The 14,940-nt window shown below is 38.3% G+C and carries 2 protein-coding genes; both read left to right on the plus strand.

The features are described from left to right. Positions 1 to 1,898: 1,898 nt before the first annotated feature. The gene (locus ACCI49_RS18530) at positions 1,899 to 13,031 is read left to right on the plus strand and encodes a non-ribosomal peptide synthetase (RefSeq protein ID WP_371840647.1); all 11,133 of its coding nucleotides are present in this window, start codon (positions 1,899 to 1,901) and stop codon (positions 13,029 to 13,031) included. Between the two features lie 9 nt (positions 13,032 to 13,040). After that, positions 13,041 to 14,909, plus strand: coding sequence for an asparagine synthase (glutamine-hydrolyzing) (gene asnB, locus ACCI49_RS18535; protein WP_371840648.1), 1,869 nt, complete (start codon positions 13,041 to 13,043; stop codon positions 14,907 to 14,909). Positions 14,910 to 14,940: the final 31 nt, after the last annotated feature.

Genomic DNA, 14,940 nt, shown 5'->3' on the forward strand with positions numbered 1-14,940 from the left:
ACACTGTCACAACTGACGATCCACTTTCCAGATCGCTTGGAAAAATACATCAGCTTATGAGGCTATTTGGCTGACACAGAGTTTTGAACACTACCTGATGTTTCGTTTCAGCTCTTGTACTGTAAACGATTCACCATGAGGTCCATACAAGTTTACGCGCGAAAGCGAGATGATTAGCTCAGAAAATCCAATAATATACATCAACTCAGGTGACTAATCCTTCCATTTTCTTCCTGAATTACATACATGCTGTTCCTCGAACAAAAGTAATAGTTCGTATAACAAGTTAACTTATCAGGAAAAAATAGGTAGCGTGTGGGCTAAATCAATCCATCCAAAGACAATCAACTGATTCAATTTGTCTATTTCAAAATCCTCGGCAATGACTTTAAGTGCATATATTGATTTGTATATCACTTCCAATAGTTAGGATAGTTCCGACTGAACGGTATGAATCGCAGCTTTGATACTAAAAATAACTTTATAGGACATCACGTTAAAAGTAGAGGTTGTTAATATAGACTCTCCTTCCTTCAGTACGTTTCTTGTCTTACCTCCCAATTGTTCGGAGCCGGGGCTGGGTAGTATCCCATTACTTGCTGTATAAACAACGATCATCAAATAATTCTATTAACTTACGCAGCTGTTCACTGACATCTTGCTGAGCCTTTCTAACCTTTGGAGTCAGCTGGTCAGGTAATTTTGTGGAACGATTCTTTGTTTATGGCTGTCTGGAAGGTTGCGCGAGCAAGCGAAAACGGAAACCCGGTGGCGATTAGAACATCTAGATTGACCTGAGCCAGCTTGCAGGATTGGCCCGATGTTAGAAATGCAATGCTACAGTTGGGGCCGTCAAGGAACATCCAGTGAATTTTCAGAGAAACTCTCACTTTCGCAGCTCAATTCCTTGAGAAACCTAGACTTCTCCCAAATGCAGAATTTCGAAAATAAACTATTTTGGTCTGATATTAAAAAGGGGGAAGGAAAGAATACACCGCGCTCGGGGCCGCGTGAGGCATGGATGCCGATTACGAGTTTATAGGGATGTATTCACAGCGCGTTTCGAGCGCAGTGTATTCTTTCCTTATTACCCTGTAGTAAGTGCTACATAATTCTATGATCCGGTTTTTATATTTGCTATGTATCAGCAGCTATATGAAAAACCTGGGTTGTCCCTCTCTTTTTGCTTAAATTATCCTATTTTATTTGAATTTCGGAGTGAATGAAGGAGCAGCAGTTTGCATGCTCTGAGTAAACTGACATTGCTACATAACTATTTCTCTACCTAAAGACCTTCTATTTAGCTTGAATTTACCCATTTAGACCTATATACAAATCCAGCCTGTGGAGGGAAAATTCTTTGTAGATCGCAAAAGCGTGTCGGGTATTGCAGGATTCAGTGTTGGATAAATTTATAGATGTATTTAAATATTATTCATTTAATTTGAGTTCGGCGTCACAAAGATTGATAAATTTGATGTCGTAAGTAGAGGCTAAGTTTGTGGTATAAATAGAATGTCTTAAGTTTTGCAGCGGTACGCTGACTAAATGGATTCACAGTTGGTGGTTATTTTTCGAATGTTTAAAGTAGTTCAAAATTCATATCTTACAGAATTTCACGCACTCAAAGTTTTCGCTAAACTTCCTAAAAAAAATTATTCCTTTCTGCGACCTACGGCCATAAGCCTATCCACCTTAAACAAAAAATATCCATCAGTAATAATTTTTATGGTTATGTTTTTGCTTTTCGTCTTTAGAGACTGTGTACAAGAGATGGCCCATTTTCACGGTGGAGAGTTGTGCAGCATTAAAGTAAAAAAAATGAGCTTTTTCTGCGTACTAAATTTTAATCTTTAATAGATAATTTTTTTCAATTAATCTTAAAAGGGAATTATGTCATGCCTTTAGAAGAAAGCAATTTTTCAAAAAAAAACGCGATAACTTTGATTGATACCTTGCTAAATCATAAGAATAGCGAGACCGAAATTGTCTATTGTAATGACGTTGACAGTGAAGAGATTTTAAGTTATGCAGACCTCTATCATAATGCTTTGGAACTATTAGGATATCTTACGTCTAAAGGTCTTGGTAAAGGTGATCAATTAATATTTCAACTGGAAAGCAATCTTAACTTCACCACTACTTTTTGGGCGTGTATCTTGGGTGGGATCATTCCGGTCCCTGTTTCGGTTGGTGTAAAGGATGACAACTTTAAAAAAGTTTTCTCTGTATGGGCTATTTTGGACGATCCATTTCTTTGTGTTGACTCACAGGAGTTATTTGATAATCTAAAATCGTACTCAAAACGTTTTGGCTTGCAAAATGAGTTTGAGCAAATTTGCAGAAAATCACTAAACCTAACTACCCCCCACTCTGGTGGTGATAAAGATCTGTCCAAGCTTGTCTGTGATGTCCGGCCAGATGATATTGCCTTTATACAATTTTCTTCCGGTTCAACAGGCCAACCTAAAGGCGTAGTCTTAACTCATAAAAATTTGGTCGCAAATGTAAAAGCTCTAGCCAATTGCTCGGAAGCAACAAACAAGGATGTCATGGTCAGCTGGATGCCATTAACCCATGACATGGGGTTAATTGCCGTACATCTCACATCAACGTTACTTGGAATCAAACAAGTTCTGATTGATACTCCAGTTTTTGTACGACGACCGTTTATTTGGATGGAAAAAACATCTGTACATAAAGGCACAATGCTGTTCACTCCAAATTACGGGTTACATATCACTCTAATTTCAATGGAAAGACGTAAATTCGACTGGGATTTGTCAAACGTTCGAGTAATTTTTAATGGTGCTGAGCCGATTTCATTAACTTTAGCCGACCAGTTCCTAAAGGCATTGGCACCTTATAAATTACCTTACCATAGTATGTACCCGGTTTACGGACTTGCTGAAGCCAGTGTTGGGGTTTCTTTGCCTAAACCTGGCGCGCCAATGAAACCTCACTATCTAGATCGTACTAGGCTGAATTTTGGTCAAAAAATCACAAATCTGAGCCCAGAAGACCCTAATGCCATCACTTTTCTTGAGGTGGGGACAGCAATTGATGAGTGTTCAGTTAAAATTGCTGACGAAAAAGGTAAGGATATACTTGATAGCCATATCGGTTTAATTCATATCAAAGGTAATAATGTAACGTCAGGATACTTTAAAAATCAAGAGGAAACTGAAAGAGTTCTGCACAGGGATGGTTGGTTAAATACTGGCGATCTAGGTTTTATTCAAGATGGTCAATTGATAATAACAGGCCGTGCCAAGGATCTTATTATTATCAATGGGCAAAATATATACGCTCATGATATTGAACAAATTTGTACACAAGTCCCCGAGCTCCTACTACGTAATGTGGTAGCTAGCAGTGTTTCAACAAATAATGGTTCAGAAGAGCTTCTGCTCTTTATTCGTTATAAGAAGAGCTCCAGCGATTTTATCAAATTATCTGGTGAGCTTAGAAAACTTTTACACGCAAAAATGGGACTGCGCGTTCATGCTGTAATACCGCTGACTACCATCCCCAAAACAACAAGCGGTAAGGTGCGTCGTTACAAATTAAAAGAACGTTACTTAAACGGCGAATTTAAAGCAAAACTTGATGAAATCGCTAACATACATAGTGAGCAGAAAGAGCAAAAAAATACAGAAAAAACCAGAGAGCATATTCACCGAAAACTACATCAATTACTGTTTACGCTGCTTGGTTATCATATAGAAAATAGTATTGATAAATTATCAGATCATGGTATTGATTCAATAAAAGCGGTTGAATTTCGTGCTGCGCTAGAAAATAAATTTTCAATAGATATCCCTGTTTCTTGTATTTTTGATTATCCAACTGTCGCACAGTTAGAAGACTATTTGTTTACACAACTTAATGCTCCTAATGTATCGACAGAAAGTGAAAATATAAAAGATAACCATTCAGATAACCATGCCATTGCAATTATAGGACTTGCCGGACAGCTCCCAGGAGGCCAAACATCAAACGATGCTTTCTTTACCAATCTACTTGAAAGTACTGATTTGAGTGCTCAAATCCCTGAAGAACGGTGGTCCAAAGATATTTATTTTGACCCAGAAAATCGCCCCGGGACTATCAAAACAAAGCGAGGATACTTTCTTGAGAAAGTGAATGAGTTTGATGCAGCCTTTTTTGGAATTACACCGGTTGAAGCTGAAACGATGGATCCCCAGCAACGAATGCTTCTCACCGTAACTCAACATGCTATTGATAACGCTGGCATAAAAAACGAAAGTCTTAATGGATCGAAAACAGCGGTATATATTGGCATGGCCAATAGTGATTTTTCGCACCAAGTATTTGAAGAAAAACACAGTGATTTGTTAAAAGAACACAGCTTAACGGGTACGATCACTAGCACGGCTGCTGGCCGTTTATCATATTGCTATGGATTGACCGGCCCAAGTCTTACACTGGATACAGCCTGCTCTTCCTCGCTAGTGGCTCTTGATCTTGCACGCACAAGTCTTCTAACCGGGAAGGCGGACCAAGCGTTGGTTGGCGGTGTGAATCTAATTCTGAGCCCACAAGGATATATCAGTCTTAGCCGGGTCAATGCTCTGTCTGAAGACGGAAAATGTAAGGTATTTGATGAAAGTGCCAATGGTTATGGCCGAGGTGAAGGTTGCGCCGTTTTGGTACTCAAACGCCTTTCGGATGCACAGAGAGATGGCGATACCATTCGAGCAATTATTATAGGATCTTCCGTTAACCATGATGGAAAAAGTAGTGGCTTAACTGTTCCTAATGGTCAAGCTCAGGAATCTGTAATTAAAGATGCTATGGCCCAGGCTGGTGTAAGTATAGATGACATTGCCTATGTTGAAGCTCATGGAACAGGTACTAAGCTGGGAGATCCTCAGGAGCTGAATGCTCTTGCTAATATCTTCAAAAATCGAGATACGAATAATCCCTTACCTGTAGGTTCAATTAAATCAAATATTGGTCATTTAGAAGGGGCTGCTGGAATAGCTGGAGTCATTAAACTTGTTTTAGCAATGGAACAAGGCATAATTCCAAAGAATTTACACCTGGATAAGCCAAATACCTTAGTGCCATGGAATAATATTCCGCTTAAGCCAGTGCGTGAACCTGTGATACTTGATAACACTAAAGTAATTAACTGCGGAATAAGTTCTTTTGGTCTTTCGGGAACTAATGTGCATCTAGTTTTACAGAATCAACCTAGAATCAAGCCCTTAGCCAATAAAGAAAATATCGCCAATACTCTGATAATAACGGCGAAAACTCAGTCCAGTTTGAATCGCTGTAAAGAACAGTATTTAGAATTGCTATCTCAAAGCCGTTATAGTGCGTTGGATATCACTACTGCGAGTCAGCGTAGTTATCAGGATTACTCATACCGTATAGCTGTTGTCGGATCTGATAATGATTCGTTGATTTCAAAGTTAAAGCAGTACCCTCGAGATAATATTTTCATAAAACCTCAAGGTTCTATTGCTTTTATCTTCACTGGACAGGGCTCACAGTATTTCGGTATGGCCAAAGGGCTTTACCAGCAATTCATAGTTTTTAATAAAGCTTTCAAAGAATGTTCTGAGCTATTTCTTCCATATTTAAAGATCTCACTTGAAGAATTACTGTATCAAAGTGAGTCTGATGATATTAATAATACATTGTATTCCCAGCCAATTATATTTTCTATCGGCTATGCGCTGCTAAAATTATTAAGAGAATTTGGTGTCGAACCAAACTACCTGCTAGGACATAGTATCGGTCAGTACACCGCAGCTTTTGCTGCGGGTATATTGAGTTTACCTGATGCCGTGCATTTGGTGGCAAATAGGGCGCGGTTAATGAGTAAAGTAAAAATCGAAGGCGCCATGGTTGCTGTGATTGCTCCGATTACGGATATCGAGGCCATTATTGAGAAATATAATATCAATGTTGCTATTGCAGCTATTAATAGCCCAGATAATATTACTCTCAGTGGCAGTGTTGAGGCTATTCAAATTATCATCGACACGCTGGAAAAATTAAAAATACCGTTCAGGAAACTTAAAGTTTCGAACGCTTTTCACTCCCCTTTAATGGAAAGTGTACTAGATCAGTTTAGTAAAATCATTGATGAAGTTAGTTTGCATCCGCCCAAATTACCTATAGTTAGCGATTTGACAGGCGCTCTGTCCCCACTTAATGAAGATAGTGATTTAACCAGTAAGGATTATTGGCTTTCGCACATTACTCATTCCATCATGTTTAATGATGCGCTGAAAACTCTATCTGAAAATAAATGTCATACTTTTGTTGAAATTGGTGGTAGTGCAACACTATCTGCTTTTGTGGCGAAGGTATTTGGTTCCAATAGAGATTGGACTACTATCGCCCCGTTACGCGGTAAAGCACGCTGTTCAATTGAAACCTTTAATCAGGCGTTAGCAGATCTATACACTAATCAATACCCTGTAAATTGGAAAGCCATGGGTCCTCTATGGTCAAAAAGAGTGCTTGACCTACCTTATTACTGCTTTGAGAAAACAACCTTTCCAATTCATGTTGGTAACTCGAAGATAAACACAAGGGAGCAGCTGAACTTACATCGAGACATCTCCCATGAGAAAAAGTCAACTGCACCCGAGGCTGACATTTCAATATCTCTGTCAAGTTTGATTGAAAAGATATCAGGATTAAAGCTCGATAAAAATATGCAACGACTAGATTTTCTGGCCTTAGGCATGGATTCACTCATGCTTAGTCAGCTAAAAAATAAGGTCAACGAAAAGTTTGGTATTGATATCCCCTTAATGGAACTGTATGGCCAGTATAGTAGTGTGGAGAAACTTCAAGCCTATTTACACTCCCAGGGAGCCTTTCAACAACAGAGCGAAACTCAGCAAAAGGTTGGATCTATTAATAGTATAAATACCGATGAAAATATCTCCGAATTGCTCACCCAGCAATTGAGAACTGTACAGGCCGTATGTCAGGCACAGCTGGACTATCTCAATAACGAGCAAACCTCTGATAAACCAAAGCTCGTGGCAAACGATTCAATTTCAAGAGTTGATTTTCCAAAAACCAACTTTAGATTGGCTAAATTTAGTGAGGATAATCTTTCCTCACAGCAACAAAAATTTATTAATAAGTTAATAAAAGAATTTAATGAAAAGACAGTTAAGTCTAAAGCTTTTAGTCAAGAGAATAAGGACGATTTTGCCCACTATCTTACAAGTTTGAATTTTCGAAAAACATTAAAGGAGATTCTTTATCCCTTAGTGTCATGCAATGCTGATGGAGCTTATTTGTGGGATATCGATAATAATCGTTATATCGATTTAGCTATTGGTTATGGAGTACATTTTTTCGGACACAAACCAGAATTTGTGGTCAACGCAGTTAAACAGCAAATGGATAAGGGGTTTGTTCTGAGCCCGCATCCTTCTATGCTGGGTGAAGTTACACAATTAATCAAAGAAATCACGAACACAGAGCGTGTATCATACTGTAATACCGGATCAGAAGCTGTCATGCTTTCTCTGCGTATGGCTAGAACTCAAACGGGTCGCAATAAAATAGTCAAATTTTCTGGTTCCTATCATGGCATTTATGATGGAATCCTAGCTGAAAGCGATGAGCAAGGTAGCTATCCAACTACTCCGGGTATAACCCTGGAATCAGTACAGGATACTATCGTATTACCTTATGGCGATCCCAAATCCTTGAATGTTATAGAGGAGTTAGGAACAGAACTTGCTGCTGTTCTGGTGGAACCAGTACAAAGCCGAAACCCGGAACTCCAACCGAGGGAATTTTTACAAAAGCTACGTTCGCTGACCACCAAATCCGGAGCCGTATTAATTTTTGATGAGATAATCACTGGGTTTAGGCTCCAAGCAGGGGGAGCTCAGGCCTTTTTTGATATTCAGGCCGATTTGGTTACATATGGTAAAGTTATTGGTGGAGGCTTGCCCATTGGTATCATAGCTGGTAAACGTCGCTTTATGGATGTCATTGATGGGGGACAATGGCGGTATCAAGACGGATCCACCCCGCAAACGGAAGCCACTTTTATTGCTGGAACTTTTTCTAATCATCCGATGGCCTTAGCTGCAGCTAAATCTGTATTGTTGGAAATAAAGCAAAAAGGATCACAGTTATATGAGCAAACCAATGAATTGACTTTTTCATTGGTGGAAAGACTCAATGAATATTTCACTCTTAACCATGTCCCCATTAAAGTGAAGTCTTGTGGATCCATTTTTCGTTTCGAATCCTTTGGGCCTTATGCACTAGCTCTGCAACCTATAGAGATGGATCTGGTGTTTTATTTAATGATGTTAAAAGGGGTATATACTTGGGAAAGACGTATATGCTTTATATCCACAAAACACACGCAAACCGATATAGACCAGATTTACGACATTGTATGCGAATGCATTAGTGAGCTCAGGGCAGGTGGCTTTAGTTTTACCACTATAGACTCTCCATTACCGCCAAAGGGAACACCGCGTAATACTGATACGCCAAATCGATCATTAATGAGCTCAGCCCAAAAGCGTATATTTGCGCTCAATAGCTTGAAGGGCGCAGAGCAAGCCTATCATTTAAGCTATGAGGCAGAAGTTAATGGGAGCATTGATCCATCCAAAGTTCAGCGGGTACTAACACTACTTTCCCGTCGTCACGAAAGCCTCAGAACCACCTTTAAGCTCGAAAATGGTGAGTTTAAGCGTATTGTACATAGAGAGTTATCCCCATGTTTGGAGCTGGAGAACGCGACAAAGCAGAGTCTTCTGCAGGCTAAAGGGGGCTTTTTTAGACCTTATGATTTAGAAAATGACCCAATGCTCAGGGCAAAACTCATTACATTGGCAGAAGATAAGCATATCTTTTTACTTGATATGCACCACATTGCCGCCGATGGTTTTTCTGCAAATATTCTATTTCAGGAATTTGTCACTCTCTATAAAAGTCAAAATGAGAACGAGCTTTCTTATCCTAATCAATTTGAAGAGTTTATTCAGTGGGAGGTGGATTATTTTAAATCCGATAAGTATTTGCAAGATGAAGAATATTGGATAGATAAGTTTGCAGGCTACCTGAAAACTCCACAATTACCGACGGACTATCCAAGACCTACACGACAAACCTTCACAGGTAATACACATAAATTTTTCTTGTCTGTAGAGAAAACCAAGCAGCTGACCATGTTGGCTAAAAAACTAAATGTTTCACTGTATATGTTGCTACTTAGTGGGTACCACTTACTAATTAGTAAGCTCACTAAAAATAATGAAATATTTATTGGTACTCCAGTTGCTTTGCGCGAACAAAAAGGATTTGAAAGTATTGTGGGAATGATGACCAACACCCTGGTCTACAGATCTAACCTTGAAAACGTTAAAACCTTTTCCGAATTGGTGCATAACACTAAAGAAAACTGTATTAATGCTTATGCTCACCAAGGGTATCCTTTCGAAAAACTAGTTGAGCAATATGTTGGCTCTTCCTTACAAAACGGGCGCGATAAAAGTCGCAACCCACTTTTTGATGTCAATTTTGTATTTGAAAAAGCTGATGAGCGTGTACTGAGAATCCCTGGACTTGAATTTACTCCCCAGACCATAGAACAAAAAGGCAACATATACGATTTTTCTTTTGAGGCTATTTTACAGCAGCAACAATTGGAAATTAATTTTCATTATAATAAAAATTTGTTTGATCTTGATACGATTATTAATTGGAAAGATTTGTTTTTAGTTATCATTAATAACATCTTACAATCATCAGATGTAAAACTTGACACTATATTGCCACCCGAAAAAATCAACATCAAGAACTCTAATGATAAATCTCATCCTGACTGGGCTGATGCCAACAATATATTGGATCGTTTCAATCATATAGTAACCAATTATCCAAATAATACAGCTGTTCAGTATCGACAACAGAATATCAGCTATAGTCAGTTGGACGTTGAAAGTAATCAGCTGGCTCATATGCTTAAGGAGCAATACGGCATTCTTCCCGGAGAGCGGATTGCCGTTCAAATTGATTCAGGGAGACTTTTGATATCCACACTTATTGCTGTATTAAAGCTTGGTTGTTGCTATATTCCAATTGATCCAGGAACTCCCCAAGATCGTGCCAATTTTATATTAAAGGACAGTTTAGCGAAGGTTCTATTAAGGGAATCTCACCTACCAAAATTAGATTTCTATTCACACTGTGATTTGGACCGAATAGATTACTCTGCATTCAGTCAGTCATCGATGGAGATTTGTCCAAATCCTGACGATCTAGCCTATATTATTTATACTTCCGGCTCAACTGGAAGGCCCAAAGGTGTCAAAGTACTTCATAGTTCCCTGACCAATTATTTTCTGTGGTTCATTAAGAAGTATCAAATATGTAATGGTGATAGCAGCCTCTTGCTATCCTCTTATGCCTTTGATTTGGGGTATACGTCGCTGTGGGGTTGTATATTATCAGGCGCGTGTTTGCATCTGATGAAAAAGAATGATAGGCAGAATATTGGCTTTGTTTTGAATTATCTCGCAAGATGGGAAATAACTTTTGTCAAAATGACGCCATCATTATTTCAGATGCTGGTTAATCACCAGGATTTTGGTAACTCATTAGATTTGACTCTTAGACTTATAGTTCTTGGTGGAGAAAAAGTAAGAGTTGATGATATTGCTATTTATCTGGAATATTTCAAAGATACAGTTTTTGTAAACCATTATGGCCCAACGGAGGCCACAATAGGCTGCATTACACGTGAATTTAATATTGATACATTTGATCGATATCGCAGTTTAAAGAGTATCGGGCAACCAATTGCAAATTGTAAGGTGTACATATTAGACGAAAACCTTAGTAAAGCATCCGAAGGTGAGCAAGGGGAGCTATGTATTGAAGGGGATTGTCTGGCGCAGGGTTATATAAATAATATTGATCTTGAGCAGGAAAAATTTGTTCCTAGTCCTTTCTCACCGGGCAAGCGTTTATACAAAACTGGTGATTTGGCTCATGTCATAGACGACGAAATATATATTTCTGATCGCATTGATGATCAGGTGAAAGTAAGAGGATACCGGGTTGAGTTAGGCGAGATTATCAAGGTGCTTGAAGAACACCCTAATTTGAAGCGCGCAGCGGTGATCACCAAAGAAACTAAGACGGGTACTGAATTAATTGCTTATTGTCAAGGCATAAGCTCACTAATGGAGTCGGATGTCAGGAATTTTATTTCAAGAAGATTACCTGATTATATGTGGCCCAGCCACTATTTTGAGGTTTCAGAATTTCCTATCAATGCTAACGGAAAACTTGACATTAAAAGACTTCCCGATTTAGCTAAAAAAATAGTTTCAAAAACAAATAATTTTTCACAAAGCTTATCTGAATCGCAGCAGATTATTGTTGACATCTGGCAGAAGCAACTTGACGTACCAGTTGTTGGATTAAATGATGATTTTTTTGCTCTTGGGGGACATAGTCTAAAGGCTATGCTCATAGCAGCCGAACTTTCAAATAGATTTTCAATTCAACTGTCAATTAACGAAATTTTTGACTATCCAACGGTTGCGAAACTCGATCTGTGGCTATCTAAAAATGATCAAGTACAGCCTGAAATAACTCCAATTAAAACACAAGACCTATACCCTTTGTCTTCTGCACAAAAAAGATTATGGTTAGTTTCTCAGACCAAAGAGCAAAGTGTAGCTTATAACGTGCACGCTGCGTTTTTACTTGAAGGCGAGCTTTGCATTGTATCTTTTGAGAAGGCCCTGTCAGAGTTAATTAGTCGCCATGACTCACTTCGTACAAATTTTGTTTTTTCACAAGGTGAGCCTAAACAAAAAATACATCCTGATATCGATTTACCTTTAACTGTGCTTAAACCTCAAAGAATTACATTTAACTCTCGAGAGTTTAAACAAATATATCAGGAAATATCGGAGTATCATTTTGACTTGGAAAATGACCCACTTTTTCACGTCACTCTAGTCAGGATGACCGGAAAAAATCCTGCTCGGGTGCTGATTTTTAATGCACATCATATTATATGTGATGGTTGGTCAAATCATATCCTTATAAAAGAGCTGTGCTACCTCTATAATTGCTACCGACGAAATGAAGCAGCCGATTTAGAACCATTAGCGATTCAATACAAAGATTATGCTGTTTGGCACAATAAGGCACTAGAGAGTTTTCAGGCAAAAGAAGACAAAATTTTTTGGGAAAATCAACTAGAAGGCGTTAGTAAGCCTACTTTGTTACCTAATGCTGGTGCAAACAGTCAGTATAACGGTAGTTGGCATAGGACAATCATTGATAAAAATATATCTGTTGCCATAGCAGAATACTGCCAGACAAACGGAGTGAGTTTATACACTTTTATGTCCTGTATCACTGGTATACTGCTCAGTTATTACTGCGGAAATGATGAAGTCATTTATTCGTCTCCAGTTGCCACACGACAACTACCACAATTGCAAGATCAAGTAGGATTTTATCTAAATAATTTTTTATTGAGACAATACATTGAGCCTAATTTAAGATTTATAGGATTTCTAAATAAGACTAAATCCCAGTTGCGTAATATAATGCAGCATCAACTTTATCCGGTTGAGCAAGTCTTGGAAGAAAGTGACCTAAAAGAAGGAACTATTAGTGATTTTTATCGCATAATACTTAATGTAATGGAGTATGAAAGTTATTCAAGTTATCAAATGGATGGCCTGATTTTTAGGGAAACCCTAGAAACTGCCACAACCAGTAGGGCAGATTTGAATATCATGTTGTTGAAGGGTGAAATACTTGAATTAGTAATCGAATATAACAGCCAATTGATGGATGAAAAATCCATTACTTCTTTTAAACAACAGTTAATCTTTTTAATTTCACAAGTATTGGAAAAATCTGAAATTACTCTATCAGAATTGAAAACACTCCTAATCAGCTCTGAAGAGAAGCAGGCGCAAGCTGATTTCTTGGATGCTGTAATGTCGATAGATGAAGAATTTTAAGGGATAGATATGTGTGGGATTAGTGGATTGTTTTCTCCGAAATTAGAAACACCCTTGGGACCAGATGACGTTGAACTATTAAAAAAAATGACACAGAGTATAGTTCATCGCGGACCAGATGATGAGGGCTTGTATTTAAGCAGGCAAGCTTGTTTTGGTTTTAGACGTTTGTCTTTTCTTGATCTGAAAGCGGGAAACCAGCCGATTTTTAATGAAGATGAAAGTGTAGTTTGCGTAGTTAATGGTGAGATCTTTAATTATCAATCCCTAAGAAGGGATTTGATCAAAAAAGGACACCATTTTCGATCCGAAATGGACTGTGAAGTAATTCCACATCTATATGAAGAATACGGAATAGACTTCTTAAAAAAACTTAATGGCCAATTTGCTATTGCTTTGCATGATGTGAGGGCGGGAAAATTAGTACTTGCCAGAGATCACGTTGGTATTGCTCCATTGTATTATCATTTTAAGGACAATCAATTACTATTTGGCTCGGAAATTAAATCTCTGTTAAACAGCGAAAAAATAAACCGTGATATTGATTTGATCAGTTTGGATCAAATAGTGACCTTTCCAGGGATGGTCAGCCCAAGAACTATATTTAATGATATAAAGTGTTTGCCTCCCGGTCACTTGATGATGGTTGATGGGCAAGGTGTAAAACTAGAGCAATATTGGGATCTCGATTATCCGGAGAATAACGATCAAGGGCGTATATACTCGAATGATTACTATGTGGAGAAACTAGATTACTTACTACGCCGGGCTATCAGCACCCGTTTACATGCAGATGTGCCTATTGGTTTCTATCTAAGTGGTGGCCTGGACTCGTCACTTATTGCTACTTTGGCCAGCGATATGAATCCCGCGCGAGTCTTTAACTCGTTTTCAATTGGATTTGGTCGTATTGATATTGATGAACGTAAATATCAGCAGAAAATTGTAAAAAAAATACATTCTAATCATCATGAAAAAATTTTTGATTTTGAGCAAATATTACAGAGATTAACTCAGGCGGTTATTGCTGCAGAATCACCAATTAAGGAGTCGTATAATACGTGTTCACTTGCTTTATCCCAAATGGTCCACCAGCAAGGTATTAAAGCGGTGCTAACAGGTGAAGGAGCTGATGAACTGTTCGCAGGTTATGTAGGTTATCGCCTTGATCAGCAATCCAGAGGGGGAGAGCATGAATTTGATCTAGAATATATGCTCGAATCACAAGCTAGAAGCACTCTTTGGGGAGATGAGAATTTTTTTTACGAAAAGAATTATCATGAATTTCATGATGTTAAAACAGCATTATATTCAACAGATACCAATGCGGCTCTGAGTAAACAGCATTGCACATCTCAGGCGGTTATTGATCCTATTCGAATAGCTAACCGACATCATATTCATCAAAGATCATATGTAGACTTTAAACTGCGGATTGCTGATCATTTATTGGCAGATCACGGTGATCGTGTCGTATTTGCTAATTCTGTTGAAGCCAGATATCCCTTTCTAGATATTGATTTAATCAATTTTGTTAGAACGATTCCTCCCCATTTAATGGTGCAAAACGGCAGTGAGAAGTTCCTACTTAAGCAACTTGCCAGAAAGACGGTACCGAGATCTATAATTGAACGTAATAAATTTTCGTTTGTTGCTCCAGGAAGTACTTTTTTACTTAAAAATAAACCGGACTGGATCATGGGCTTGTTAAGCAGGGAGACGATCATCCGTCAGGGAATTTTTAATCCAAATACAATTGAGCAGCTCACCAATAATGCTCTGAGGGGCACTCATGATATTAATCAGACATTCGAAACGGACTTTTTGATGATAGCAATCACTACCGGAATATTTCTGCGTGAATTTGTGGAATCTTAACTAAGTTATTTGCCATTTAGTATTAATTAAT

The organism is Microbulbifer epialgicus, assembly GCF_041447265.1.
Lineage (GTDB): Bacteria > Pseudomonadota > Gammaproteobacteria > Pseudomonadales > Cellvibrionaceae > Microbulbifer > Microbulbifer epialgicus.